The sequence below is a fragment of the Nocardioides luti genome (assembly GCF_014212315.1).
GTDB lineage: Bacteria > Actinomycetota > Actinomycetes > Propionibacteriales > Nocardioidaceae > Nocardioides > Nocardioides luti.
In genome coordinates this window covers 1,704,647-1,730,197 of sequence record NZ_JACKXE010000001.1, presented here as the reverse complement: position 1 = coordinate 1,730,197, position 25,551 = coordinate 1,704,647, and the positions used below count along the sequence as shown (strand labels likewise).

The 25,551-nt window shown below is 73.0% G+C and carries 26 protein-coding genes and 3 tRNA genes; 18 read left to right on the top strand and 11 right to left on the bottom strand.

Going from position 1 to position 25,551, the window contains the following annotated elements:
• The first annotated feature begins 36 nt into the window (after positions 1-36).
• Both H5V45_RS08305 and H5V45_RS08300 read left to right on the top strand, forming a co-directional pair.
• Positions 37-2,418: an FdhF/YdeP family oxidoreductase gene (locus H5V45_RS08305; protein ID WP_185252494.1), complete on the top strand. Its 2,382-nt coding sequence runs from the start codon at positions 37-39 to the stop codon at positions 2,416-2,418.
• Between the two features lie 132 nt (positions 2,419-2,550).
• A complete protein-coding gene (locus H5V45_RS08300) occupies positions 2,551-3,546 on the top strand; it encodes a pirin family protein (protein ID WP_185252493.1) in 996 nt (331 codons plus the stop codon).
• 132 nt (positions 3,547-3,678) lie between these two features.
• On the opposite strand, the gene H5V45_RS08295 is transcribed toward H5V45_RS08300, so the two are convergent.
• The 3 genes from H5V45_RS08295 to H5V45_RS08285 are packed head-to-tail and all read right to left on the bottom strand — an operon-like array spanning position 3,679 to position 6,328.
• Positions 3,679-4,308 (bottom strand): CoA transferase subunit B, encoded by a 630-nt coding sequence (locus H5V45_RS08295; RefSeq protein ID WP_185252492.1) that lies wholly within the window; start codon positions 4,306-4,308, stop codon positions 3,679-3,681.
• Positions 4,308-5,117 carry a CoA transferase subunit A gene (locus H5V45_RS08290; protein ID WP_246415878.1) on the bottom strand — a complete coding sequence of 270 codons (810 nt, stop codon included), beginning with the start codon at positions 5,115-5,117 and terminating at the stop codon, positions 4,308-4,310. Before H5V45_RS08290 ends, H5V45_RS08295 begins: the two co-directional genes overlap by 1 nt.
• Entirely contained in the window at positions 5,114-6,328 is a 1,215-nt protein-coding gene (locus tag H5V45_RS08285; RefSeq protein WP_185252491.1) for an acetyl-CoA C-acetyltransferase, read from the bottom strand. The genes H5V45_RS08290 and H5V45_RS08285 overlap by 4 nt, the downstream gene beginning before the upstream one ends.
• 78 nt (positions 6,329-6,406) lie before the next feature.
• On the opposite strand from H5V45_RS08285, the gene H5V45_RS08280 reads away from it, so the two are divergent.
• Genes H5V45_RS08280 through H5V45_RS08270 form a run of 3 tightly spaced genes read left to right on the top strand, consistent with a single transcriptional unit; the run spans position 6,407 to position 8,278 of the window.
• Entirely contained in the window at positions 6,407-7,294 is an 888-nt protein-coding gene (locus H5V45_RS08280; RefSeq protein WP_185252490.1) for a LysR substrate-binding domain-containing protein, read from the top strand.
• A 43-nt stretch (positions 7,295-7,337) separates the two neighbouring features.
• Entirely contained in the window at positions 7,338-7,928 is a 591-nt protein-coding gene (locus H5V45_RS08275; RefSeq protein ID WP_185252489.1) for a DNA-3-methyladenine glycosylase I, read from the top strand.
• On the top strand, positions 7,925-8,278 hold the full coding sequence (locus H5V45_RS08270; protein WP_343061476.1) for a hypothetical protein: 354 nt from the start codon (positions 7,925-7,927) through the stop codon (positions 8,276-8,278). Before H5V45_RS08275 ends, H5V45_RS08270 begins: the two co-directional genes overlap by 4 nt.
• Positions 8,279-8,611: 333 nt before the next feature.
• Here H5V45_RS08270 and eda read toward each other — a convergent pair whose 3' ends face one another.
• From eda to zwf, 3 genes are read right to left on the bottom strand one after another with little or no spacing between them, the layout of a single operon-like run.
• Positions 8,612-9,241 (bottom strand): bifunctional 4-hydroxy-2-oxoglutarate aldolase/2-dehydro-3-deoxy-phosphogluconate aldolase, encoded by a 630-nt coding sequence (eda, locus tag H5V45_RS08265; RefSeq protein ID WP_185252488.1) that lies wholly within the window; start codon positions 9,239-9,241, stop codon positions 8,612-8,614.
• Positions 9,225-11,141: a phosphogluconate dehydratase gene (gene edd, locus H5V45_RS08260; RefSeq protein WP_185252487.1), complete on the bottom strand. Its 1,917-nt coding sequence runs from the start codon at positions 11,139-11,141 to the stop codon at positions 9,225-9,227. Before edd ends, eda begins: the two co-directional genes overlap by 17 nt.
• Entirely contained in the window at positions 11,138-12,634 is a 1,497-nt protein-coding gene (zwf, locus tag H5V45_RS08255; protein ID WP_185252486.1) for a glucose-6-phosphate dehydrogenase, read from the bottom strand. Before zwf ends, edd begins: the two co-directional genes overlap by 4 nt.
• Positions 12,635-12,741: 107 nt before the next feature.
• Here zwf and H5V45_RS08250 point away from each other — a divergent pair, with 107 nt between their 5' ends.
• Positions 12,742-13,950, top strand: a complete 1,209-nt coding sequence (locus tag H5V45_RS08250; protein ID WP_185252485.1) for an ROK family protein — start codon at positions 12,742-12,744, stop codon at positions 13,948-13,950.
• Between the two features lie 76 nt (positions 13,951-14,026).
• Positions 14,027-15,427 carry an amidase gene (locus tag H5V45_RS08245; protein WP_185252484.1) on the top strand — a complete coding sequence of 467 codons (1,401 nt, stop codon included), beginning with the start codon at positions 14,027-14,029 and terminating at the stop codon, positions 15,425-15,427.
• A gap of 3 nt (positions 15,428-15,430) precedes the next feature.
• Here the strand turns inward: H5V45_RS08245 and H5V45_RS08240 are convergent, their stop codons facing one another.
• Positions 15,431-16,243 carry a thioesterase family protein gene (locus H5V45_RS08240; RefSeq protein ID WP_221633952.1) on the bottom strand — a complete coding sequence of 271 codons (813 nt, stop codon included), beginning with the start codon at positions 16,241-16,243 and terminating at the stop codon, positions 15,431-15,433.
• Between the two features lie 30 nt (positions 16,244-16,273).
• On the opposite strand from H5V45_RS08240, the gene H5V45_RS08235 reads away from it, so the two are divergent.
• From H5V45_RS08235 to rpmG, 3 genes are all read left to right on the top strand, one after another.
• Positions 16,274-16,346, top strand: a tRNA-Thr gene (locus H5V45_RS08235).
• A gap of 54 nt (positions 16,347-16,400) precedes the next feature.
• A tRNA-Met gene (locus tag H5V45_RS08230) sits at positions 16,401-16,474 on the top strand.
• 55 nt (positions 16,475-16,529) lie between these two features.
• Entirely contained in the window at positions 16,530-16,700 is a 171-nt protein-coding gene (gene rpmG, locus H5V45_RS08225) for a 50S ribosomal protein L33 (protein WP_185252483.1), read from the top strand.
• Positions 16,701-16,833: 133 nt separating this feature from the next.
• On the opposite strand, the gene H5V45_RS08220 is transcribed toward rpmG, so the two are convergent.
• The gene (locus tag H5V45_RS08220) at positions 16,834-17,886 is read right to left on the bottom strand and encodes a YncE family protein (protein WP_185252482.1); all 1,053 of its coding nucleotides are present in this window, start codon (positions 17,884-17,886) and stop codon (positions 16,834-16,836) included.
• Positions 17,887-17,941: 55 nt separating this feature from the next.
• Here H5V45_RS08220 and H5V45_RS08215 point away from each other — a divergent pair, with 55 nt between their 5' ends.
• The 3 genes from H5V45_RS08215 to H5V45_RS08205 are packed head-to-tail and all read left to right on the top strand — an operon-like array spanning position 17,942 to position 19,741.
• Complete coding sequence (locus tag H5V45_RS08215) at positions 17,942-18,343, top strand: FAS1-like dehydratase domain-containing protein (protein ID WP_185252481.1); 402 nt, start codon at positions 17,942-17,944, stop codon at positions 18,341-18,343.
• Entirely contained in the window at positions 18,340-18,717 is a 378-nt protein-coding gene (locus tag H5V45_RS08210; RefSeq protein ID WP_185252480.1) for a MaoC/PaaZ C-terminal domain-containing protein, read from the top strand. The genes H5V45_RS08215 and H5V45_RS08210 overlap by 4 nt, the downstream gene beginning before the upstream one ends.
• Positions 18,710-19,741, top strand: coding sequence for a UDP-N-acetylmuramate dehydrogenase (locus tag H5V45_RS08205; protein ID WP_185252479.1), 1,032 nt, complete (start codon positions 18,710-18,712; stop codon positions 19,739-19,741). The genes H5V45_RS08210 and H5V45_RS08205 overlap by 8 nt, the downstream gene beginning before the upstream one ends.
• 24 nt (positions 19,742-19,765) lie before the next feature.
• Here H5V45_RS08205 and H5V45_RS08200 read toward each other — a convergent pair whose 3' ends face one another.
• The 3 genes from H5V45_RS08200 to H5V45_RS08190 are packed head-to-tail and all read right to left on the bottom strand — an operon-like array spanning position 19,766 to position 22,635.
• Positions 19,766-20,326, bottom strand: coding sequence for a DUF4190 domain-containing protein (locus tag H5V45_RS08200; RefSeq protein ID WP_185252478.1), 561 nt, complete (start codon positions 20,324-20,326; stop codon positions 19,766-19,768).
• Positions 20,323-21,402 carry an adenosine deaminase gene (locus tag H5V45_RS08195; protein ID WP_185252477.1) on the bottom strand — a complete coding sequence of 360 codons (1,080 nt, stop codon included), beginning with the start codon at positions 21,400-21,402 and terminating at the stop codon, positions 20,323-20,325. The genes H5V45_RS08200 and H5V45_RS08195 overlap by 4 nt, the downstream gene beginning before the upstream one ends.
• Complete coding sequence (locus H5V45_RS08190; protein WP_185252476.1) at positions 21,403-22,635, bottom strand: pyridoxal phosphate-dependent aminotransferase; 1,233 nt, start codon at positions 22,633-22,635, stop codon at positions 21,403-21,405. It lies immediately after the preceding gene.
• A 177-nt stretch (positions 22,636-22,812) separates the two neighbouring features.
• On the opposite strand from H5V45_RS08190, the gene H5V45_RS08185 reads away from it, so the two are divergent.
• From H5V45_RS08185 to rplA, 5 genes are all read left to right on the top strand, one after another.
• A tRNA-Trp gene (locus tag H5V45_RS08185) sits at positions 22,813-22,885 on the top strand.
• 65 nt (positions 22,886-22,950) lie between these two features.
• Positions 22,951-23,199, top strand: a complete 249-nt coding sequence (gene secE, locus H5V45_RS22305) for a preprotein translocase subunit SecE (protein ID WP_185252475.1) — start codon at positions 22,951-22,953, stop codon at positions 23,197-23,199.
• A 41-nt stretch (positions 23,200-23,240) separates the two neighbouring features.
• A complete protein-coding gene (gene nusG, locus H5V45_RS08175; protein WP_185252474.1) occupies positions 23,241-24,077 on the top strand; it encodes a transcription termination/antitermination protein NusG in 837 nt (278 codons plus the stop codon).
• A 184-nt stretch (positions 24,078-24,261) separates the two neighbouring features.
• Positions 24,262-24,690, top strand: a complete 429-nt coding sequence (rplK, locus tag H5V45_RS08170) for a 50S ribosomal protein L11 (protein WP_185252473.1) — start codon at positions 24,262-24,264, stop codon at positions 24,688-24,690.
• A gap of 80 nt (positions 24,691-24,770) precedes the next feature.
• Positions 24,771-25,493 (top strand): 50S ribosomal protein L1, encoded by a 723-nt coding sequence (gene rplA / locus H5V45_RS08165; protein WP_185252472.1) that lies wholly within the window; start codon positions 24,771-24,773, stop codon positions 25,491-25,493.
• Positions 25,494-25,551 lie beyond the last annotated feature (58 nt).

The window sequence follows — 25,551 nt, the reverse complement described above, 5'->3', positions numbered from 1 at the left end:
CGTACGCCTGTTGGACCCCGGGTGAAGGATGGACGCATGAGTCGCAAGGCGCCGAGCAAGGACATCGACGAGCGGGACCTCGAGGTCGAGGGCTCCGCCCACGCCGCAGCAGGTGTCACCGCGGTCGCGGTCAGCATGAAGCGTGCGATCGAGCAGATGGGGGTGCGGCGTACGGCGCAGACCCTGCTCAAGCTCAACCAGGCCGACGGCTTCGACTGCCAGGGCTGTGCGTGGCCGGACCCGTCCCCGGAGCACCGCCACACCGCGGAGTTCTGCGAGAACGGCGCCAAGGCCGTCACCGAGGAGGCGACGCTGCGGCGGGTGGGGCCGGAGTTCTTCGCCGAGCACCCGATCGCCGAGCTCGCCGAGAAGACCGACTACTGGCTGGGTCAGCAGGGGCGGATCACCGAGCCGATGGTGCTGCGCGACGGCGCCACGCACTACGAGCCGATCTCGTGGACCGGCGCCTTCGAGCTGATCGGGCGGCACCTCAACGGGCTGTCCTCGCCCGACGAGGCGGTGTTCTACACCTCGGGCAAGACCTCGAACGAGGCCGCGTTCGCCTACCAGCTCTTCGTCCGGGCCTTCGGCACGAACAACCTGCCGGACTGCTCGAACATGTGCCACGAGTCCACCTCGGTCGGCCTCGCGGAGGTGATCGGCATCGGCAAGGCGTCGGTGTCCTTCGACGACGTCCACAACGCCGAGCTGATCATCATCGCCGGGCAGAACCCGGGCACGAACCACCCGCGCATGCTCACCTCCCTGGAGGAGGCGAAGAAGAAGGGCGCGAAGATCATCGCGATCAACCCGCTCAAGGAGGCCGGGCTGGTCCGCTTCAAGAACCCGCAGAAGCCGCGCGGGGTGGTGGGCAACGGCACGGGGATCGCCGACCTGCACCTGCCGGTCCGCATCAACGGCGACCTCGCGCTCTTCCAGGCGCTCTCCGCACTGCTGCTCGAGGCCGGCCACGTCGACCAGGACTTCATCGACGAGTACACCCACGGCTTCGACGCCTGGGCCGAGCACCTGCGCGCCCTGGACTGGGACCTGGTGCTGCAGTCGACCGGCCTGACCCGTGCCGAGATCGAGGAAGCCGCCGCGATGCTGGCCGCCTCGAAGAAGACCGTCATCTGCTGGGCGATGGGCATCACCCAGCACCGCAACGGCGTCGCGACGGTCAAGGAGATCTCGAACCTCGCCTTCCTCCAAGGGAACATCGGCAAGCCCGGCGCCGGCCTCTTCCCGGTCCGCGGTCACTCGAACGTGCAGGGCGACCGGACCATGGGCATCTGGGAGCGGCCGCCCGGCCACTTCCTCGACGCGCTGCGCGACGAGTTCGGCTTCGAGCCGCCGCGCGAGAACGGCTACGACGCCGTGGCCGCCGTACAAGCCTTCCGGGACGGCAAGGCCAAGGTGTTCTTCGGCATGGGCGGCAACTTCGTCTCCGCGATGTCGGACACGAACGTCACCGAGGACGCGCTGCGCAAGGCGGACCTCACGGTCCACGTCTCCACCAAGCCGAACCGCTCCCACGTCGTGCACGGCCGCGAGGCGCTGATCCTCCCGGCGCTCGGCCGCTCCGAGAAGGACCTGACCGGCGGGCACCCGCAGCGCGTCACCGTCGAGGACTCGGTCTGCTCGGTCCACGCCTCCCAGGGGCCGCTGAAGCCGGCGTCGCCGCACCTGAAGTCCGAGGTGGACATCGTCTGCACGATGGCCCTCGCGACCCTCGGCGAGCGGCACGACCTCCCGTGGCGCGCCTTCCGCGACGACTACACCGAGATCCGCCGCCGGATCGCCCGGGTCGTGCCCGGCTGCGCGGGCTACGACGAGAAGGTCGACCAGCCCGGCGGCTTCGTGCTGCCGCACCCGCCGCGCGACACCCGGACCTTCCCCACCGAGAAGGACAAGGCGATCTTCACCGTCAGCCCGACCGAGGTGCTGCACGTGCCCGAGGGTCGGCTGCTGCTGCAGACGATGCGCTCGCACGACCAGTTCAACACCACGATCTACGGCCTCGACGACCGCTACCGCGGCATCAAGAACGGCCGCCGCGTGGTCTTCCTGCACCCGGACGACATCGTCGGCCTGGGCTTCGAGGAGGGTCAGCTGGTCGACATCGTCAGCGAGTGGGAGGACGGCTCCGAGCGTCGCGCGCCGAGCTTCCGGGTCGTCTCGTACGACACCCCGCGCGGGTGCACGGGCGCGTACTACCCGGAGACCAACGCGCTGGTGCCGCTCGACTCCAAGGCCGAGGGCAGCAACCAGCCGGCCTTCAAGTCGGTCGTCGTGCGGCTCGAGGCGTGCGGGGACTCCCGGGCCAGCCAGAGCGCCGAGGACGCCGCCTCCGGCACCGTCGGGGACGCGCGGGGCGACGAGCAGAAGCGCCACGTGCAGCCGCACCACCTGAGCTGAGCCGGGTCGGCGCGTCTGCGCACGTGCAAGGGGTCGAGTCGGCGCGTCTGCAGACGTGGGAGGGATCGAGTCGGCGCGTCTGCAGACGTGGGAGGGATCGAGTCGGCGCATCTGCACAGGCACACTGGTGGCATGAGCAACCTGGAGGACCGGCCCGACGAGGTCACCTGCGTCGCGGAGCCGGCCGGCGGCGTCGAGGTGATGGTGCCGCGGGACGTGCCGCTCGGCGGGCCACGCGCGATGCGGGTACGCCGTACCCTCCCGCAGCGCGAGCGCTCGCTGATCGGCGCGTGGTGCTTCGTGGACCACTACGGCCCGGACGCGGTCGCCGACTCGGGCGGGATGAGCGTCGCGCCGCACCCGCACACCGGGCTGCAGACCGTCAGCTGGCTGTTCACCGGCGAGATCGAGCACCGCGACAGCGCCGGCCACCACGCGATGGTCCGGCCGGGCGAGGTCAACCTGATGACGGCCGGGCGGGGGATCAGCCACTCGGAGGTGTCGACGCCGTCGAGCGAGACCCTGCACGGCGCCCAGCTCTGGGTGGCGCTGCCCGACGCGGACCGCGACACCGCGCCGACGTTCGCCCACCACGCCCCGGACCCCGTCGGCGGTGACGGCTGGGAGGCGCGGGTGTTCCTCGGCTCGCTGCTCGGCTCGACGTCACCCGTCGCGACCTTCACTCCTCTGCTCGGTGCCGAGCTGCTGCTGGAGCCCGGTGCGGTGCTGGAGCTGGAGGTGGACCCGTCCTTCGAGCACGGCGTGCTGGTCGACACGGGCGCGCTGTCGGTGGCCGGCGTCGAGACCGGGCAGCACGACCTGGCCTACGTGCCGCCCGGCTCCGAGCGGCTGGAGCTGCGGGCCGGCGACGACTCCGTGCGGCTGCTGCTCCTGGGCGGGCCGCCCTTCGGCGAGTCCATCGTGATGTGGTGGAACTTCGTCGGCCGCTCGCACGAGGACGTGGCGGCGTACCGCGCGGAGTGGCAGGCCCAGCTCAGCCGCGACGGCGAGGTCGTCGGCGACGCCCAGGAGATGGCCGACGGCCGGTTCGGGATCGTGCCCGACGACCACCTGCCGCCGATCCCGGCGCCCGCGCTGCCGAACGCGCGGCTCAAGCAGCGTCGCTGACGGGCGCGGGGCGGGAGCCCCGAACGGGCCGACCCGGCGCGAGCTCCTGTCACGAAACATGACGTTCTGGCACGGAGTTCCGTGACAGGAGCGCCAGTTTCACCGGGTACCCGGTGAAACTGCCGCCCGGCTCTACCCCACCACCGGCGCTTCGGTCGCGGCGACCAGCTCCTCGCGCGTGACCCCCGGCGCCAGCTCGACCAGCCGGAACGACCCGTCGGCGACGTCGAGGACGGCCAGGTCGGTGATCACGCGGTCGACGACGGCGCGGCCGGTGAGCGGCAGGTCGCACGCCGCCACGAGCTTGGAGCCGCCCTGGCGGGTCAGGTGGTCCATCACCACGATCACGCGGCCGGCGCCGCTGACCAGGTCCATCGCGCCGCCCATGCCCTTGACCATGGCCCCGGGCACCATCCAGTTCGCGAGGTCGCCGGTGGCGGAGACCTGCATGCCGCCGAGCACGGCGACGTCGATGTGGTGGCCGCGGATCATCGCGAAGGACAGGGCGGAGTCGAAGTACGACGCCCCCGGCAGCACCGTCACGGTCTGCTTGCCGGCGTTGATGAGGTCGGGGTCGACCTCGTCGTCGTACGGGAACGGCCCCACGCCGAGGATGCCGTTCTCGGCGTGCAGCGTGACCGTGGAGCCCTCCGGCAGGTAGCCGGGGATCAGCGTCGGCAGGCCGATGCCGAGGTTGACGTACTGCCCGTCCTCGAGCTCGGCGGCGGCCCGCTCCGCCATCTGGTCGCGGTCCCAGGCCATCAGCTCGTCCTCTCGCGGGTGGTGCGCTTCTCGATGTCCTTGTGCGCGGCCTGCTCCGGCGTCAGTGCGACGACGCGCTGCACGAAGACGCCGGGCAGGTGCACCTCGTCCGGGTCGATCTCGCCGACCTCGACCACGCGCTCCGCCTCGACGATCGTCAGCCGGCCGGCCATCGCGGCTGGGGGGTTGAAGTTGCGCGTGGAGGCCCGGAAGACGCAGTTGCCGGCGCGGTCCGCGACGGTCGCGCGGACCAGCGCGACGTCGGTGACGATCGACTCCTCGAGCACCATCTCCTGGCCGTGGAAGGTCCGCACCTCCTTCGCCGGCGACTCCAGCACCACGTTGCCCTCGGCGTCGTAGCGCCACGGCAGGCCGCCCTCGGACACGAGCGTGCCGACCCCGGTCGGCGTGTAGAACGCCCCGAGCCCGGCACCGCCCGCCCGCAGCCGCTCGGCCAGCGTGCCCTGCGGCGTCAGCTCGACCGTGAGCTCGCCGGAGAGGTACTGCCGCGCGAACTCCTTGTTCTCCCCGACGTACGACGCGATGACGCGGCTGATCCGGCCCTTCTCGAGGAGCAGCCCCAGCCCGGCGCCGTCGACGCCGCAGTTGTTCGACACGACCGTCAGGTCGTCGGCACCCTGCTCGAGCAGCGCCTCGATGAGGAACCACGGGATGCCGACGAGGCCGAAGCCGCCGACGGCGATGCTGGCGCCGGCCCGTACGTCGGCCACCGCCTCCGCCGCGCTGGCCACGACCTTGTCCAGGCCCGCCGGGCCCGCCGCGGACATCTCGTCCCCGCGGGCGCTCATCGGACCGCCTCGAAGACGGCCGCGAGGCCCTGGCCGCCGCCGATGCACATCGTCTCCAGGACGTAGCGGCTCTCGCGGCGCCTCGCCTCGTGGGCCAGCGTGGCGAGGATCCGGGCGCCGGTGGCGCCGACGGGGTGGCCGAGCGAGATGCCCGAGCCATTGGGGTTGAGCCGCTCGTCGGTGGCGTCGACCTTCCACTCGCGCAGCACGGCGAGCACCTGCGCGGCGAAGGCCTCGTTCAGCTCGATCAGGTCGATCTCGTCGAGGGTGAGCCCGGCGCGCTCGAGGGCGGCGGCGGTCGCACTGACCGGCCCGATCCCCATCACCTCCGGGCCGACGCCGGTGACGGCCCACGACCGCAGGGCCAGCAGCGGGGTCAGCCCGCGCTTCTCCGCCTCCTCGCGGGTGGTGACCACGCACAGGGCGGCGCCGTCGTTCTGGCCGCTGGCGTTGCCGGCGGTCACGGTGGACTCCTCGTCGACCTTCAGCCGGACCGGCCGCAGCCGGGCGAGGTCCTCGACGGTGGTCTCGGGGCGGGGGTGCTCGTCGCGGTCGACGACGACGTCCGGCTTGCCGCGCCGACCGGGCACGGTCACGGGGACGAGCTCGTCGGCGAACCGGCCCGCCTCGTGCGCTGCCCCGGCACGCTGCTGGGAGCGGACGGCCAGCTCGTCCTGCTCCTCGCGGGAGATGGCGTACTCCCGGCGCAGGTTCTCCGCGGTCTCGAGCATCCCGCCCGGGACCGGGTGGTCCTTGCCGCCGGCGGTGATCCTGGCCCGGTCGAGGCGGTCCATGAGCTCGACGCCGCCGGAGCGTACGCCGGTGCGCAGGCCGAGCGCGTAGTGCTCGACGTTCGACATCGACTCGGCCCCTCCGGCCACGACGACGCGCGCCGCGCCGGTCGCGACCTGCCCGGCGGCGTACAGCACCGCCTGCAGACCGGAGCCGCAGCGCCGGTCGAGCTGCAGGCCGGGGACGCCGGTGCCGAGCCCCGCGTCGAGCGCGGCGATCCGGCCGATCGCGGGGGACTCGCCGTTCGGGTAGCCCTGCCCGACGACCACGTCGTCGACGTCGCCCTCGCCGAGGCCGGTGCGGCGCACGAGCTCGGTCAGGGCGGCGGTGGCCAGGTCGACGGCGCTCAGCGAGGCGAGCGCGCCGCCGTAGCGGCCCACCGGGGTGCGCACGGGTTCGCAGATCACGATGTCGGTCATGCCCCCACGCTAGGCCTCGACCGGTCAGAGGGAGAAGTATCCATTTCGCCACGATCCAGACTCTGGAAGTATGAATGCATGGAACTCCGCCACCTGCGCTACTTCGTCGCCGTCGCCGAGGAGCGGCACTTCGGCCGCGCGGCCGAGCGGCTGCACATGGCGCAGCCGCCGCTGTCCCAGCAGATCCGGCAGCTGGAGGACGAGCTGGGCGTGACGCTGCTGCGGCGTACGACGCGGCGCGTGGACCTGACCGAGGCCGGCGCGGCGTACCTCCACCAGGCGCGGGGGATCCTCGCCGCGGTCGACGACGCCGGGGCCGAGGCGGTCCGCGTGCAGGCGGGCCTCACCGGACGGCTCGCCGTCGGGTGCGTCGGCTCGGCGACGTACTCCCTCCTGCCCGCGCTGGCCCGCGCGCTCCGCGAGGAGCTGCCCGGCGTCGACGTGACCTTCCGCGGCGAGATGCTGGTGCCGGGCCAGGTCGAGGCCCTGCTCGCCGGGTCGCTGGACCTCGCGCTGCTGCGCCCGCCCGTGGACGAGCCGGGTCTGGTGCTGCAGCCGCTGCGCACCGAGCGGCTGATCGTCGCGCTGCCCGAGGGGCACCGGCTGGCGGGCCGGCGCCGGATCCGCGTCGCCGACCTCCGCCACGAGGACCTCGTCGTGCACCCGGCGCGGGGCCGGTCGGTCATGCACGGCCTGGTCACCTCGCTGTGCCGCGAGGCCGGCTTCGTCCCGCGGATCCGTCACGAGGTGGCTGAGACCTCGACCCTGGTGACGTTCGTGGCGGCGGGGCTCGGCGTGGCCGTCGTCCCCGAGCCGGTCTCGGCGCTCGGGGTGCCGGGGGCGGTCTACCGACCGCTGGCCCAGGCCTCCGCCCGCGTGGACCTGGCCGTCGCCACCCGTGCAGGCGATGCGTCGGCGGCGCTGGCCCGCGCGCTGGTGGTGCTGAGGCGGATCGCCGGGTCGTGACGCGACCTCCCCGGGTGTCGGCGGCCTGCGCTTGGATGAGGGCATGAGCGGACCGGTGATCGGCGAGGACGGCGTGGCGCGGTGCCCGTGGGCGGGCGGCCCGGGCGTGATGCGCGACTACCACGACACGGAGTGGGGGCAGCGGGTCCACGGCGAGGCGGCGTACCTCGAGCGCCTCACCCTCGAGGCCTTCCAGTCCGGCCTGTCCTGGTCGACGATCCTCAACAAGCGCGAGGCGTTCCGCGAGGTGTTCGCCGGGTTCGACGCCGAGACGGTCGGGGCGTACGACGAGGGCGACGTCGCCCGGCTGATGGACGAGCCCCGGATCGTGCGCAACCGGCTCAAGATCGAGGCGACGCTCACCAACGCCCGCGCGACGGTGGCGCTGCGCGAGGGGGAGGGGCTGGAGGCCTTCGTGCTGTCGTTCCGCCCCGAGGTCCCGCCGGCGCCGGCCACCACCGACGAGATGACCACGACGTCCCCGGAGTCGGTGGCGCTGTCGAAGGGCCTGAAGAGGAAGGGCTTCGCCTTCGTGGGGCCGACCACGATGTTCGCCCTGATGGAGGCCTTGGGCATCTTCGACCCGCACCTGCTGGGGTGCCACCGACGGACGTCGGGGATCATCGAGGGGTGACCCAGCCCGATCGACCTCCCGTCAAGCGCCGCCGGCACCTGATGGACCCGAACGCACCACGGCCGGCGCCGTCCACCTCGTCGTCGATGAGCATGGGCAGCGTGCAGCGCTGGGTGATGTCGGTGCTGGCCGTGACCACCATCGGCCACCTGTCGGCGGGCCTGGTGATCGCCGCGATCTTCCTCGACACCACGCGTCCCGGCGCCCAGGTCGGCGTCGACGTGATCGCCGGTCTCGTCGGCATGCTCGGCGTCGCGGCCGGCTTCCTGATCCACCAGAAGAACCCGTTCCGCCCCTGGCTGCTCCTCGGGCTGATCCCCGCGCTCGTCGGGCTCTACTTCATCCTCTGAGCCGCCCGCGTCCGCGCCGGGACGTCATGCGGACGGTGCACCCGCTGGCTCGGGACGTATGACGTCCTCGGTCGGCCGGGGGAGTTTCATCGGTCGACCGATGAAACCGGCGGCGGGACGGTGATGCTTCGGCGTCCCAGCGCGAGATCCAGCGGTCGACCCGTGAAACTCCCGCGCGGCCGGCGGGGGATGCAGCCGGGCGCGCGCCGGGACGTCATGCGGTCGGTGCACCCGCTTGCTCGGAACGTATGACGTCCTCGGCACGCCCGCGGGAAGACGCGGCACGGGACGCGACCTCACCCCCGTGTCGCCGCGCCCCGCACCACGCCGGTCTCAGGTGAGCGCCAGCGCGGCGGCGTCCGCCGCGAGCCGCTCGACGCGGGCCCAGTCGCCGGCCGCGAGGGCGTCGGCGGGGGTGAGCCAGGAGCCGCCGACGCAGCCGACGTTGGGGAGGGCGAGGTACGTCGGAGCCGTGGCCGCGGTGATCCCGCCGGTGGGGCAGAAGCGCGCGGCGGGCACCGGGGAGGCGACCGACTTCAGGAAGGCGGCACCGCCGGACGCCTCGGCCGGGAAGAACTTCATCGAGGTGAAGCCGGCCTCCAGCACCGCCAGCACCTCCGACACGGTCGCGGTCCCCGGCAGGAACGGCAGCCCGGTCTCGGCCATCGCGGCGAGCAGCGACGGCGTCGCGCCCGGCGACACCAGGAACGTCGCGCCGGCGTCGTGGGCGGCCCGCGCCTGCGCAGGCGTCACGATCGTCCCCGCGCCGACGGCGATCTCGGGGACCTCGTCGGCGATCGCGCGGATCGCGTCGAGCGCGACGGGGGTGCGCAGCGTGAGCTCGATGGCCGGCAGGCCACCGGCCACGAGCGCGCGGGCGACCGGGACGGCGTGCGCCAGGTCGTCGATGACGACGACCGGCATGACGGGGACCAGCGCGAGCAGGTCAGGCGTGGGTGGCAACGGGCACCTCCTGGTGCGGGGCGTCGATCGCGGGGAACACGCTGGCGCCGGTGTCGGCGGTGCCGACCGTGGCCCGGAAGGCCGCGAACAGCTCGCGACCCGTCCCGGCCCAGTCGGCGCCCTGCGGGGCGCCGCCGGTCGCGGGACGGCGTACGAACGCGTCGTGCTCCACGGCGAGGTCGAGCATCCCGGTCGTGGCGTCGACGGTGATGACGTCGCCGTCCACCACCCGGCAGAGCGGCCCGCCCAGCGCCGCCTCGGGCGTCACGTGGATGGCGGCCGGGACCTTGCCGGACGCGCCGGACATCCGTCCGTCGGTGACGACGGCGACCCGCTGCCCCCGGTCCTGCAGCACGCCGAGCGCCGGGGTGAGCTTGTGCAGCTCGGGCATCCCGTTGGCGGCCGGGCCCTGGTAGCGGACCACGGCGACGAAGTCGCGCCCGTCCAGCTCGCCGGCGCCGAACGCCGCGAGCAGCTCGTCCTGGTGCTCGAAGACGATCGCCGGCGCGGTGACGACGCGGTGCTCGGGCTTCACGGCCGAGGTCTTGATGACCGCGCGGCCCAGCGGGCCGGCGAGCATCCGCAGGCCGCCGTCGGGCGAGAACGGCGCGTCGACCGGTCGCAGCACCGCGGTGTCGAGCGAGGCCGACGGGCCCTCGGACCACACGACGTCGTCCCCCACCAGGCGCGGCTCGGTCGTGTAGCGCCGCAGCCCGCGGCCGGCCACCGTGCGGACGTCCTCGTGCAGCAGACCCGCGTCCAGCAGGGTCCGCACGAGGAAGCCGATGCCGCCGGCGGCGTGGAAGTGGTTCACGTCCGCCTCGCCGTTGGGGTACATCCGGCTCAGCAGCGGCACGACCGCCGACAGGTCGGACAGGTCGTCCCAGGTCAGCGTGATGCCCGCGGCTCGCGCGATCGCGACGAGGTGCATCGTGTGGTTGGTCGAGCCGCCGCTCGCGAGCAGCGCGACGCAGGCGTTGACGACCGCCTTCTCGTCCACGATCTCGCCGATCGGCGTCCGCTCCTCGCCGGGGGTGCCGCCGGGGCCGGCGGCGCCGGTCAGGGCGGTGGCCCGCGCGGCCGCCGCACGCGTCAGCGCCTCGCGCAGCGGGGTGCCGGGGTTCACGAAGGACGAGCCGGGCAGGTGCAGCCCCAGCACCTCCATGATCAGCTGGTTGGAGTTCGCGGTGCCGTAGAACGTGCACGTCCCGGCGGAGTGGTACGACGCGGCCTCGGCCTCGAGCAGCTCCTCGCGGCCGGCCTTGCCCTCGGCGTACAGCTGGCGCACCCGCGCCTTCTCGGAGTTCGGCAGGCCCGACGCCATCGGCCCCGCGGGGACGAACACGGTCGGCAGGTGCCCGAAGGACAGCGCGCCGATGAGCAGGCCGGGCACGATCTTGTCGCAGACGCCGAGCATCAGCGCGCCGTCGAACATGTCGTGCGAGAGCGCGATCGCGGTCGCCATGGCGATCACGTCGCGGCTGTAGAGCGAGAGCTGCATGCCGTCGCGGCCCTGGGTGATGCCGTCGCACATGGCCGGCACGCCGCCGGCGAACTGCGCGATGCCCCCGGCCCGGATGACGGCCTTCTTCAGCACCTCGGGCACGTCGCGGTAGGGCTGGTGCGCCGAGAGCATGTCGTTGTACGACGACACGATGGCCAGGTTGGGCTTCGTGCCGCCCCGCAGCGCCTGCTTGGTGGGCGCGTCGGAGGCGGCGAAGCCGTGGGCGAGGTTGGCGCAGGCGAGCTGGCCCCGGGCCGGCCCGGAGTCGGCGGCGGCCCGGATCCGGCGGAGGTACTCCGCGCGGCCGAGCGCGGAGCGCTCGACGATCCGGGCGGTCACCTCGGTGAGGACGGGGTGCAGCGGCACGGGGGCCGCGGCGGCGGGGGAGTCGGTCACTGGTCGGGCTCCTGCCAGGAACGGCCGTCGCGCTCGAGGAGCGTGACGGCGGCGGTGGGGCCGGTCGTGCCGGCGGGGTAGCGCTTCGGACGCTCGGCGGTCTCCGCCCAGCGCTGGAGGATCGGCTCGGCCCACGTCCAGGCGGCCTCGACCTCGTCGCGCCGCATGAAGAGGGTCGGGTTGCCCTTGATGACGTCCATCAGGAGCCGCTCGTAGGCGTCGGGGAGGCGCTGCTCGAACGTCGTCGCGTAGCTGAGGTCCAGCGAGACCGGGCGCAGGCGGATGCCGCCCGGGCCGGGCTCCTTGGCGGTCAGGTGCAGGCGCATGCCCTCGTCGGGCTGGACCTGGATGTGCAGCCGGTTGGGCGTCGTGACGCCCTCGGCGCCCGGGAACATCGGGTGCGGCGGCTTCTTGAAGACCACGACGATCTCCGAGGCGCGCCGGTCCAGGCGCTTGCCGGTGCGCAGGTAGAACGGCACGCCGGCCCACCGCCAGTTCTGCACCTCGGCGCGCAGCGCGACGAAGGTCTCCGTGGCGGAGCCGCCGTGTCCCAGGTCGGTGGCGTACGACGCCACGGGCTCGCCGTCGACGAGCCCCTCGCCGTACCGGCCGCGCACGATGTCGCGGTCGACGTCGGCGGCGGTCATCGGCTTGAGCGCCTGCAGCACCTTGAGCTTCTCGTCGCGCACGGTCTCCCGGCCGACGTACGTCGGGGGCTCCATGGCGACCAGGCACAGCAGCTGCAGCAGGTGATTCTGCAGCATGTCGCGCAGCGCCCCGGCGTGGTCGTAGTAGCCGCCGCGGCTGCCGACGCCGACGGTCTCGGCGACGGTGATCTGCACGTGGTCGACCCAGTGCGAGTTCCACAGCGGCTCGAGGAAGGCGTTGGCGAAGCGGGTGACGAGGAGGTTCTGCACGCTCTCCTTGCCGAGGTAGTGGTCGATCCGGAAGATCTGCGACTCCTCGAAGACGCGGCCGACGGCGTCGTTGACCGCCCGCGCCGAGGCGAGGTCGTGCCCGATCGGCTTCTCGATGACCACGCGGGCGCGCTCGTCGACGACGCCGATCTCGTCGAGCCGCTGGCAGATCGCGCCGAACAGCTGCGGGGCGACGGCGAGGTAGAAGACGCGCACGGCGGTCTCGGGTCGCGGACGGTCCTTGAGCAGCGCGTGGAAGCGGTCCCAGTCGCCGGGCTCCTCGGCGTCGAGCATGAGGTGGTGCAGGCGGGCCAGGAAGCGGTCGATCGCGCCGTCGTACAGGTCGGCGGTCTCGACGAACTGCCCGAGCGCGGTGCGCACCTCGGCGCGCCAGCCGTCGTCGTCGAGGTCGGAGCGGGAGACGCCGAGGATGCGGTAGTCGGCGGGCAGCTGCCCCTCGAGGTCGCGCTGGTAGAGCGCCGGCAGCAGCTTGCGCAGCGCGAGGTCCCCGGTGCCTCCGAAGACCGTGAAGTCACACGCGTCGGGGAGCACGGTGGGGTTGGGGGCGGCGTCCATGTGATCCACGGTAGAGAGTTGTTTGGATCGTTACAAGCAGGACTAAGGTATTTTTTGGATCAAAGTCAGCAGTCTACGATCACGCAGGTACGGCGAGGAGGCCCCAGATGACCGTCATCCCCCGCGAGTTCACCGCGCCCGCCACCGCCGGCGAGCTGCTCGAGCTGGTCCGCACCGGTCGCGCCGACACCCGCTCCGGCCTGCGTGTCCTGACCGGGCTGTCGCGGACCGCGGTGGTGTCCCGGGTGCAGGCGCTGACCGCCGCCGGGCTGCTGCTCGCGGGCGAGGAGCTGGCCTCCACCGGCGGCCGCCCGCCCGGCGGGCTGCTGTTCAACAAGGACGCCGGCGTGGTCCTGGCGATCGCGATCGGGCGCTCGCGCAGCCAGCTCTCCGTGCTCGACCTGGACGGCACCGAGCTGGCCGCAGACTCCCGCGACCACGCCGTCGGCATCGGGCCGGACGAGCTGATGCCCGAGGTCGCGGAGCGGCTCATCGCGCTGCTCGCGGGCATCGAGCCGCCGGTCGCCGCGATCGGGATGAGCCTGCCCGGGACGGTGGCGCGCGACCGTGGCGTCAGCCTCGCCTCGCCGGTGATGCGCGGCTGGGACGGCGTCGAGCTGGCGCCGTACCTCGCCGGTGTCGCGGACGCCCCGCTCGTCGTCGCCAACGACTGCGACGTGCTGGCGTCCTCCGAGCTGCACGGCCGCGGCGGCGAGCTGCACAACGCCCTCGTCGTCAAGGCCTCGACCGGTCTCGGGCTCGGCATCATCGCCGACGGTCACGTGATCGAGGGCCAGCTGGGTGCGGCCGGGGAGATCGGCCACACCCGGCTGCCGGTCGCCGAGGGGCTGCCGTGCCGCTGCGGCTCCACGGGCTGCCTCGAGACGGTCGCGGGCGGCTGGGCGCTCGTCGGCCGCCTCGCGGAGTCCGGTCGCCACGTCGGCCACGTCCGGGACCTCGTCGCCCTCGCGCTCGACGGCGACGCCGAGGCGCGCGGCCTGCTCCGCGAGAGCGGCCGCCACCTCGGCGAGCTGCTCGCGGTCGCGGTCAACCTCCTCAACCCGCAGGCCGTCGTCGTGGGCGGCGACATGGCGGCCGCGTTCGACCTGTACGTTGCCGGGGTGCGCGAGAGCGTCTATGCGCGGGCCGGGGCGCTGGCCACGCGGGACCTGCAGTTCCTGCCCGCGGCCCACGGCGACCGGGCCGGGCTGGTCGGCTGCGGCGCCCTGGCGCTGGAGCGGGTGCTGTCCCCGGCGGCCGTCGACGCCCGGCTGGCCGCCCTGCCGACCCCCGACCCGCGCCTCACCCACGCCTGACGGCCGCGCCCGGCTCCGGCCGCGCCGTTCCCGGACCCCTCCCCGCGGTGCCGTCCAAGGCCACTAGCGTGCAGCCATGACGCGCGTGCACGCCTTCGGAGACGACGCCCTCGGTGACCTCGACGCGGTCGGCCTGGTCGAGGCCATCCAGGCCCGGGACGTGACGGTCACCGACGTCGTGGAGGCCGCGATCGCGCGGGTGGAGAAGGTCGGCGACCCCCTCGGGGCGGTGGCGTACGCCGACCTCGACCGCGCCCGCGCGGAGGCCCGTGACCCGCGGGGCGGCTACTTCGCCGGCGTCCCGACGTTCCTCAAGGACAACGTCGACGTCGCGGGGATGCCGACCGGCTCGGGCACCGACTCCTACGAGCCCCGTCCGATCCGCCGCGACGGCGACCTCGCCCGGATGTACCTCGCCACCGGCCTGCTCCCGCTCGGCAAGACCCAGCTCAGCGAGTACGGCTTCAGTGCGTCGGCCGAGCACCCCCGGCTCGGCGCGGTCCGCACGCCCTGGGACACCGACCACACGGCCGGTGCCTCCTCGGCCGGCTCGGCCGCGCTCGTCGCCGCCGGCGCGGTGCCGATCGCGCACGCCAACGACGGCGGCGGCTCCATCCGCATCCCGGCCTCGGTCAACGGACTGGTCGGGCTCAAGCCCACGCGCGACCGGCTCGCGCAGGACAAGCTGATGCGGGACATGCCGATCCGGATCGTCTCCGACGGCGTCGTGACCCGCTCGGTGCGCGACACCGCGGCGTTCTTCCGCGAGTCCGAGAAGGTCTACCGCGCGCTGCACCTCCCGCCGGTCGGCGACATCACCCGCCCGGGCCGGACCCGTCTGCGGGTCGCCGTGCTCACGGCCGAGGCCGGGGTGGGCGCCACCCCCGAGGTGACGGAGCTGACCCTCCAGACGGCGCGGCGGCTCGAGGAGCTCGGCCACCGGGTCGAGCAGGTCGAGTCGACGATGCCGGCCTCCCTGGCCGACGACTTCCTGCTCTACTGGTCGCTGCTCGCGATGTCCCTCGTGGCGTCCGGCCGCCGCCAGCACGGGCGCCAGTGGCACCCGGAGAACCTCGACCACCTCACCACCGGCCTGGCCCGCCACGCGCGGCGCAACCTGCACCGGCTCCCCGCCGCGATCGTCCGGCTGCGCCGCAGCCAGCGCCACTCCGCTCGGCTCTACGCCGACCACGACGTCGTGCTGTCGCCCACCCTGCTGCGCGAGACGCCCCGCATCGGCTGGCTGGACCCCGGACAGGACTACGAGACGATCCGGGACCGGCTGCTCGAGTGGGTCGCCTTCACGCCGGTGCAGAACGTGACCGGCGAGCCCGCGATCTCGCTGCCCCTCGCCACCACGGCGGCCGGCCTGCCGCAGGGGATGATGTTCGCCGCCGGTGTCGGCCGCGAGGCCCTGCTCCTCGAGCTCGCCTACGAGCTCGAGGAGGCGCACCCCTGGGCGCGCATCCAGGACTGACCGTCAGCGACGGGCCACCAGCAGCGCCTGCGCGGACCGGGCCACCAGCCCGCGTTCGTCGTACGCCGTGGAGCCGGCCAGCCCGACGGCGCCGGTGCCCAGCGTGGTGGCCGCGTCCAGGCAGATCCAGCCGCCCTCGGGCGGGCGGAGCACGTGCACGGTCAGCTCGGTGTTGAGGAAGCCCCACTCGCGCACGTCCAGGGCGGCGCTGACGCCCGACGCGGAGTCCACGCACGCCAGCAGCCGCTGCAGCGGCGACGGCTCCTCACCGGCGACCAGGGCGGGCGGTCGCATCCACACGACGCCGGGTCCGGGGGCCTCGACGGACCCGGTGATCCAGCGCCACTCGACCGCGTCGAGGTAGCCGCCGTGCCACCCGGTCGGCCGCGGTCGCAGCGTCCCGTCGGACGGTCCGTGGCCGAGCGGCGTCGGCGGCACCGGCCCCGCGTCGGAGACGGGGAAGGTCCACGCCCGTGCCGTGGCCACGGCGCGGTCGCGTGCGACGTCGCGCAGCTCGGCGCCGATCAGCTGCACCGACCTCCCGGGGCGCAGCACGGAGGCGCTCACGGCGAGCCGTCCGACCGGCACCGGGCCCAGCAGCTCCATCGTGAAGCGGCCCACGTGCACGGCGCCGAACGACGCCGCCGCGAGCCGCTCGACGGCCCGGCCGAGGAGGGCCGCAGGGGGCCCTCCGTGCTGGGCGTCGGGGCTCCACGGACCGGCCGCGGAGGGCAGGGAGTCGACGGTCTGGGGACCGTCCTCGGGGCTGTCGACGAGCCGGTAGAAGCAGGGCTCCTGACCCGATTTTTCGATCACGCGTCTCCCTGTGTATCGTTCTCCGTCGTTGCCCCTTTAGCTCAGTCGGCAGAGCGTCTCCATGGTAAGGAGAAGGTCTACGGTTCGATTCCGTAAAGGGGCTCTGGGTTCGGGCGGCACCAATCAGTAGTCTGGCTGGTGCCCTCCCTGTCCCCGTGGCGGGGTAGCTCAGGTGGTTAGAGCACACGACTCATAATCGTGGTGTCGCGGGTTCGAGTCCCGCTCCCGCTACTCGCACGTGCAGGACCGCAGCACCCAGCAACACCCATTCGACAAAGGACTTCCCGTGGCTAGCAAGAGCTCCGACGTTCGCCCCAAGATCACGCTCGCCTGCGTGGACTGCAAGGAGCGGAACTACATCACCAAGAAGAACCGCCGCAACGACCCCGACCGTCTCGAGCTGGCGAAGTTCTGCCCGCGCTGCCGCACGCACACCGCGCACCGCGAGACGCGCTGAGCGCACCCGAACACGTCCGTCGAGGGCGGCCACCCGCGAGGGTGGTCGCCCTCGACCCATTTCGCGGCCGGGTCCGAGGCCCAGCAGCCCGGGCAGTCCCGGCTGACCCGCCCGTCCCAGCGAGGCCGGGCGCTCAGAGCGAGCAGGCCGGCCGGTCCCACCGGCGTACGTCGTCGGTGGCGAGCAGGGTCAGCGTCGGGACCACCGGCCGACTGCCCGCCGCCTGGTAGTGCGCGGTCCCGGACTCGCTGACCACCCACAGGCGGTCCGGCCCGGCCAGTGCCAGCCCCTCGGCGCCGGGGACGAGGCCGCGGCGCCGGCCGCCCGGGCCCACGAGCACCCCGCAGCGGGTGGTCGAGGTCGCGAACCACACCCCGGCCGGCATGCCCCCGAGCGAGGCCCACACGGCTCCCTGGGCCCCCGCCGGCGCGCGGACCGAGCCGACGACGTCGGCGCCGTCGACCGTGACGTCGGAGGATCGGAGGAGCGCCGCGGGGTCGAGCCAGTCCAGGCGGGTCGCGGCGTGCGCGCGGAAGCGTCCGAGCCCGAGGCGGCCGCGGTCGTCGACCAGCGTGAAGGACCCGCGCAGCGGCGGGACGACGTCCCACACCCGTCGTACGGTCAGGTCGTCCGGGTCCAGCAGCCACAGCCGCGCCAGCTCCGCCACCCAGAGCCCGTGCGCGTCGCGGGCCAGGCCGCCGCCGTGCCGGCAGGCGACCTCGGGGCGCGAGCCCACGGCCCCGACCAGCGGGTCGAGGTCGGCGAGCACGCGCCCGGTCCGGAGATCGACGCGCTGCACCCGGCACAGCTTCCGCCCGACCGGCGCGTCGCCCGGGAAGCCGCTGACCCAGGCGGTGCGCCCGGACACGGCCAGGCCCTGGGCCACGAAGCCGTCCTCGACGGCCGCCAACCAGACGGCGCCGCAGGCCGCGCGGTCGTTGGCGAAGCGGCTCGGCCCGCCCACGACGTACGACGGCACACGGCCGCGTACGCGGTCGGCGGTGACCGGGCCGCACGCGGTGGGGGCCGCGGTGCCCGCCGGACGGGCGGCCGGGCGCTCCTCCGGGGGTGACCCGGCCTCCGACGTGCACCCGGCGAGCCCGGACCCCAGCAGTGCCAGCAGGCTCCCCAGCGCCGCGACGACCGCGGAGCGGCGCCGCGCAGGGCCGCGTCCCCCGGGAGTCATGCCGCCATTGTCGGTCACCGGCGGCAGGGGCCGCGGCGTTCGCTAGTTTGGGGGCATGCCTGTCGACCAGTCGCTCGTCGGGCGGGAGTTCCCGCCGACGAGCCCGTACGCCGTGTCCGAGGAGCAGGTGCGCGCGTTCGTCGCCGCGACCGGCGGGAGCTACGACGGCGGCCCGGCGCCCGCGACCTTCCCGATCGTGCTCGCCTTCGACGCGATGAACGCCTTCCTCGAGGCCGAGTCGATCGACCTGTTCCGGATCGTGCACGGCGAGCAGAGGTTCGCCTACGAGCGCCCGGTCGTCCCCGGCGACGTGCTCACCGCGACGCTCACGGTTGCGACGCTGCGCCAGATCGCCGGCAACGACATCATCGGCACGACCAGCCGGATCACCGACGAGGCCGGTGCCCTGGTCTGCTCGACCAGCGCGACGCTCGTGCACCGGGGGGCCGACGCATGAGCCTGGCCCCGCAGACCTTCACGATCACCCGCGCCGACCTCGTCGCCTACGCCGCTGCGAGCGGCGACCAGAACCCCATCCACCAGGACGAGGACGTGGCGCGCAGCGTCGGGCTGCCGGGGGTGATCGCCCACGGGATGTACACCATGGCGCTCGCCGCCCGCGCGGTCGCGACCTGGTTCCCCGGGGCCGAGGTGGTGTCGTTCGGCTGCAAGTTCACCAGCCCCGTCGTGGTGCCGGCGGAGGGCGGCGTCGACCTCGTCGTCACCGGCGAGACCAAGGGGGAGTCCGAGGGGCTCACCACGGTCGCGCTCACGGTCACCTGCGACGGCACCAAGGTGCTCGGCATGCCCAAGGCGGTCGTGCGTGCCTGAGCCCACCCTGCTGGCCGACCACACCACGCTCCACCTCGGCGGCCCGGCCGGTCGCTTCGTCACGGCCACCACCGAGGACGCGCTCGTCGACGCCGTACGCCGTGCCGACGAGGCGGGGGAGTCCGTGCTGGTCCTCGGTGGCGGCAGCAACCTGGTCGTGGCCGACGCCGGCTTCGGCGGCACCGTCGTCCGCGTCGCGACCCGCGGGATCTCCCCGGACGTCGAGGACGGCACCTCGTGCGGCGGGGTGCTCGTCACCGTGGCCGCGGGGGAGTCCTGGGACGACCTGGTCGCGCGCGCCGTGGCCTCGGGCTGGGTCGGCGTCGAGGCGCTCTCCGGCATCCCGGGCTCCGTCGGGGCGACCCCGATCCAGAACGTCGGCGCCTACGGCCAGGAGGTCGCGCAGACGATCGCGTCGGTCCGGGTGTGGGACCGCACCCTCAAGGGCGTCCGCACCTTCGCCAACGCCGACTGCGGCTTCGGCTACCGCCACAGCCGCTTCAAGGCCGACCCCGGCCGCCACGTCGTGCTGTCGGTGACCTTCCAGTTCCGGCAGGGCGACCTCGGCACCCCCGCGACGTACGCCGAGCTCGCCCGCACCCTCGGCGTCGAGCCGGGCGGCCGCGCGCCGCTCGCCGACGTCCGCGCGGCCGTGCTCGGCCTGCGGGCCGGCAAGGGCATGGTGCTCGACGAGGCCGACCACGACACGTGGAGCGCCGGGTCGTTCTTCACCAACCCCGTCGTCCCCGCCGCGGCCGTCCCGGACGGCGCCCCGGCCTGGCCGCAGGAGGACGGCACGGTCAAGACCAGCGCCGCCTGGCTGATCGAGCACGCCGGCTTCACCAAGGGCCACGGCAACGACCGGGTCGGCCTGTCGACCAAGCACACGCTCGCCCTGACCAACCGCGGTGGCGCCACGACCAGCGACCTGCTCGCCCTGGCGCTCGAGGTGCGCGACGGCGTCGAGATGCAGTTCGGCATCCGGCTGGTCAACGAGCCGGTCCTCGTCGGCTGCTCGCTCTGACGCCGTCCGGCCGTCAGGCCGGGGTCAGGGCGACGTGGAGCTGCCGGCGCCCACCGCGACCAGGGCGACGAGCCCGATGGCGAGCAGGATGCCGATGAGCACGGTGCCGATCAGCCCCATGATCTTCCCGGCGTTGGCCTGGTCGCGCCCGGCGTACTGCCCCGGGCTCGCGTCGATCTCGCGGACCGCCTTGGCGCCGATGCGCCAGGCGAACGGCGACAGGACGAGCGTGATGCCGCCGCAGAAGAGGATGCCGGCGAGGCCGATCAGCGACAGCACCAGCGCGGTGGTCGCCGAGGGGTGGTTCGCCGCGACCGGCTGGCCGTAGCCGTAGCCGGGCGCCTGGCCGGGCTGCGGGTAGCCCTGGGGCTGGCCGTAGGGCGGCGGTGCCGGCGTGCCGTACGGCGAGGGCGCGCCCTGGCCGTAGGGGTTCTGCTGCGGGGGCGCCTCACCGTAGGGGTTCTGGGTGGGCGGCACCGGCGGCGGGCCGTAGGGGTTGGTGGGCGGCTGCTGGCCGTAGGGCTGGTGCGTGGGGGGCATCGAGCCGTCGGACGGGTTCTGGTCCCCGGAGTCGGAAGTCGTCACGGGGACATCCTCGCAGGCGCGCCGGCCGTGACGGGGTCGATCCACCGCTCGATGTCGGAGAGGATCGCGTCGCGCACCGCGTCCGGCGCGCGGGAGGCGCGCACCGACATCGCCGCCAGGTCGGCCAGCTGGCGGTCGGTCAGGTCGTGGGCGGCCCGCATCGTGGCGTACTGCCCGGCGAGCTGCGAGCCGAAGAGCAGCGGGTCGTCGGCGCCCAGCGCGATCGTCGCGCCGGCCGCCATCAGGGTGGGGAGCGGCACCGAGGTCAGGTCGGAGTAGACCCCGAGGGCGACGTTCGAGACCGGGCAGACCTCCAGCGCCACGCCGGCCTGCACGATGCGGTCCAGCAGCTCGGGGTCCTCGGCCGAGCGCACGCCGTGGCCCAGGCGTCCGGCGTGCAGCGTGTCCAGGCAGGTCCGCACGTGCTCGGGCCCGCGCAGCTCGCCGCCGTGCGGGACCAGGGTGAGGCCGGCCCGCTCCGCGATCGCGAAGGCGGGGGCGAAGTCGGCCGTCGAGCCGCGGCGCTCGTCGTTGGAGAGCCCGAAGCCGACCACGCCGCGGTCGGCGTACTGCGCGGCCAGGCGGGCCAGGGTCCGGGCGTCGAGCGGGTGCCGGGTGCGGTTGGCGGCGATGACGACGGCCATGCCGAGGCCGGTGTCACGGGCCGCGACCCGCACCGCGTCCAGCACCAGGTCGGTGAAGGCCGTGATGCCGCCGAAGCGGGCGGCGTACCCGCTGGGGTCGACCTGGATCTCCAGCCACCGGCCGCCGTCGCGGACGTCGTCCTCCGCGGCCTCGCGGACCAGGCGGCGTACGTCGTCCTCGGTGCGGAGCACGGACCGGGCGACGTCGTAGAGCCGCTGGAAGCGGAACCAGCCCTTCTCGTCGGCCGCGGACAGCTGCGGCGGCCACTCCGCGACCAGCGAGTCGGGCAGCGAGATCCCGTCCCTCTCCGCGAGCTCGAGCAGCGTGGCGTGCCGCATCGAGCCGGTGAAGTGCAGGTGCAGGTGCGCCTTGGGCAACGTCAGCAGGTCGCGCTGCTCCCTGCCCTCACCGGTCGCGCGTGTCGGGACCACTCAGGAGAAGAGCTTCTGGAGGCGCGTGATGCCCTCGACGATGTCGTCGTCCCCGAGCGCGTAGGAGAAGCGCAGGTAGCCGGGCGACCCGAACGCCTCACCGGGCACCGCGGCCACCTCGGCGTTCTCGAGCATGTACTCGGCGAGCTGGGCCGAGGTCTCGACCAGCGTGCCGTCGTACTCCTTGCCGAGCAGGCCCTTGACCGACGGGTAGGCGTAGAACGCGCCGAGCGGGGTGGGGCAGTAGACGCCCTCGATCTCGTTGAGCATCCGCACGATGGTCTTCCGCCGGCGGTCGAAGGCCACCTTCATCTCGTCGACCGCGGTGAGGTCGCCGGTGACGGCGGCCAGCGCGGCGCGCTGCGCGACGTTGGAGACGTTCGAGGTCGCGTGCGACTGGAGGTTCGTGGCGGCCTTGACGAGGTCCTTCGGGCCGATCATCCAGCCGACCCGCCACCCGGTCATCGCGTAGGTCTTCGCCACGCCGTTGACGACCACGCAGTTGTCCTGGAGGTAGGGGCAGAGCACGGGCATCGAGCCGGTGTCGGCGCCGTCGTAGACCAGGTGCTCGTAGATCTCGTCGGTCAGCACCCACAGGTCGTGGTCCTCGACCCAGCGGCCGATCGCACGGATCTCGTCGGCGGTGTAGACCGAGCCGGTGGGGTTCGAGGGGGAGACGAAGAGCAGGACCTTGGTCCGCTCGGTGCGCGCCGCCTCGAGCTGCTCGACGGTGACCTTGTAGTCCTGGGTCTCGTCGGCGAGCACCTCGACGGCCACGCCGCCGGCCAGCTGGATGGCCTCGGGGTACGTCGTCCAGTACGGCGCCGGGACGATGACCTCGTCCTCGGGGTCGAGCATCGCGGCGAACGCCGCGTAGATCGCCTGCTTGCCGCCGTTGGTGACGAGCACCTGGGCCGGGTCGACCTCGAGGCCGCTGTCGCGCAGCGTCTTCTCGGCGATCGCCTTCTTCAGCTCGGGCAGGCCGCCGGCCGGGGTGTAGCGGTGGTTCTTCGGGTCGCGGCAGGCGTCGACCGCGGCGTCCACGATGTAGTCCGGCGTGGGGAAGTCGGGCTCGCCGGCGCCGAAGCCGATGACCGGCCGGCCCTCGGCCTTGAGCGCCTTGGCCTTCGCATCGACCTTGAGCGTCGCCGACTCGGCGATCGCGCCGATCCGTCGGGAGACACGTCGTTCGCGGGGCCCCGAAGCGGGCTGGGCGGGCGAGTTGGAGGTCATGGCACCATCGTAGAGGCGGGCCGGCGTCAGCGGCCCGGGGGTTTCACCCGGACGGCCACGCGGTCCGGGGGCCGGTTTGGACGCAACCTCGGTCGGCACCGTAGACTCCACTTTTGGTGGTTTCCCACATGCTCAGCCATGCCCTCTCCCGGGTGCGGTCGCGGCGGGGAGCCGCGGAGGGCACTAGCTCAACTGGCAGAGCATCGGTCTCCAAAACCGAAGGTTGGGGGTTCAAGTCCCTCGTGCCCTGCAAGGCAACAGCTTCACTCAGTCGCACCACCGGGTCGGCTGAGCCGGACGAGGAGAGGTGACGGCGTGTCGGACAGCAAGGCGGTCCGCGGTTCGCGCGACAGCAAGGCCGACAAGCGCACCAGCCTCCCCGTGTTCTACCGGCAGGTCGTCGCCGAGCTGCGCAAGGTCGTCTACCCGACCCAGGAGCAGCTGGTCACGTACTTCATCGTGGTCATGGTCTTCGTCATCTTCATGATGGCGCTGGTCTCGGCCCTCGACCTGGGCTTCGGCAAGCTCGTGTTCGCGATCTTCGCGGGCTCGTCGAACAGCTGACCACCCGGTCCCACCCCACCAAGATCGCGAGTGATCCAGAAGTGACGGAGCAGCACGTGTCGGAGCAGTACGACTCGGCCGAGGCCGAGGAGACCACCCAGGACGGGACGGACGCCCCCGAGGAGACCTCCGAGGTCCTCGTGGACCCCGAGTCCGGCCTGACCGCGCCGTCCGCCCCCGAGGTGGTCGAGCCCGTCGCCGAGGAGTCCGACGAGGACGCCGACGCCGCGGACGACGAGACCCCCGACGAGAACGACCCGCTCGAGGTCTTCCGCCGCGAGCTGTGGGCGAAGCCGGGCGACTGGTTCGTCGTGCACACGTACTCCGGCATGGAGAACCGCGTGAAGTCGAACCTCGAGAACCGCATCATCTCCCTGAACATGGAGGACTACATCCACGAGATCGTGGTCCCCACCGAGGAGGTCGCGGAGATCAAGAACGGCCAGCGCAAGATGGTCAAGCGCACCGTCCTCCCCGGCTACGTCCTCGTCCGCATGGACCTCACCGACGAGTCCTGGGCCGCCGTGCGGCACACCCCGTCGGTCACCGGCTTCGTCGGCCACAGCCACCAGCCCGTGCCGCTGAGCATGAGCGAGGTCGAGAACATGCTCGCCCCCGCCGTGGTCGCCCGCGCCGAGGCCGAGGCCATGGCCGCCGGCACCCCGTCGCCCTCGGGCGGCGCGACCGCCAAGAAGCCCGTCGAGGTCGCCGACTTCGACGTGTCCGACTCGGTCATGGTGGTGGACGGCCCGTTCGCCACGCTGCACGCCACGATCACCGAGATCAACGCGGAGTCGCAGAGGGTCAAGGCCCTCGTCGAGATCTTCGGCCGGGAGACCCCGGTCGAGCTGAGCTTCTCGCAGATCCAGAAGGTTTGAGCCCCAGCGCTGAGCTTGCGAAGCGCTGGACAGGCGAAAAGGTTGAGGAGCGTCGACGCACACCCGAGCTTGCGAGGGAGTGCGTGACGCGTCTCGAAACCCGGTAGGTACGGGAATCGAGAGACCAGGAAATGTGGCAGGGGGGAGTCCCCCGTCATGACCACACGAGAGAGAGAAAACAGGAATGCCTCCCAAGAAGAAGATCGCTGCACTCGTCAAGGTGCAGCTGCAGGCCGGCGCCGCGACGCCCGCCCCGCCGGTCGGTACCGCCCTCGGTCCGCACGGCGTGAACATCATGGAGTTCTGCAAGGCGTACAACGCCCAGACGGAGTCCATGCGCGGCAACGTGATCCCCGTCGAGATCACCATCTACGAGGACCGCTCCTTCACCTTCATCACGAAGACGCCTCCGGCCGCCGAGCTGATCAAGAAGGCCGCCGGCCTCAAGAAGGGCTCGGGCGTCCCGCACAAGGAGAAGGTCGGCAAGCTGACCAAGGACCAGATCCGCGAGATCGCGACCACGAAGCTGCCCGACCTGAACGCCAACGACATCGACGCCGCGATGAAGATCGTCGAGGGCACCGCCCGCTCCATGGGCGTCACCACCGACTGATCGCGGCGCACTAGCCGACACCCCGTGGCAGGGCCGCGCTGGCCCACCGAAGACCACATCTCTTCAGAAACGAGAACACCATGCAGCGCAGCAAGACCTACCGCGCGGCGGCCGAGCAGTTCGACAAGGACGAGCTCTACGCCCCGCTGGCCGCGATCAAGATCGCGAAGACCTCCAGCAAGAAGAAGTTCGACGAGACCGTGGACGTCGTCATGCGTCTCGGCGTCGACCCCCGCAAGGCCGACCAGATGGTCCGCGGCACCGTCAACCTGCCGCACGGCACCGGCAAGACCGCCAAGGTCCTGGTGTTCGCGAACGGTGACAAGGCCGAGGCCGCCCGTGAGGCCGGCGCCGACGTCGTCGGTGGCGACGAGCTCATCGAGAAGGTCGCCGGCGGCTGGCTCGACTTCGACGCCGTCGTCGCGACCCCCGACATGATGGGCAAGGTCGGCCGCCTCGGTCGCGTGCTCGGCCCGCGTGGCCTCATGCCGAACCCGAAGACGGGCACCGTGACGCCGGACGTGGCCAAGGCCGTGACCGACATCAAGGGCGGCAAGATCGAGTTCCGCGTGGACCGTCACGCCAACCTGCACTTCATCATCGGCAAGGCGTCCTTCTCCGAGGGCCAGCTCGCGGAGAACTACGCCGCCGCCCTCGAGGAGGTGCTGCGTCTCAAGCCGGCCAGCTCCAAGGGCCGCTACCTGCGCAAGGTGACCGTGTCGACGACCATGGGCCCCGGTGTCCAGGTCGACCCGAACCGCACCAAGAACGTCGCCGCCGAGGAGGAGGCCGTCCAGGCCTGATCCACCCTCGCAGTCGCGCACGCCGCCCCGGTCACCTGATGGTGACCGGGGCGTCGTA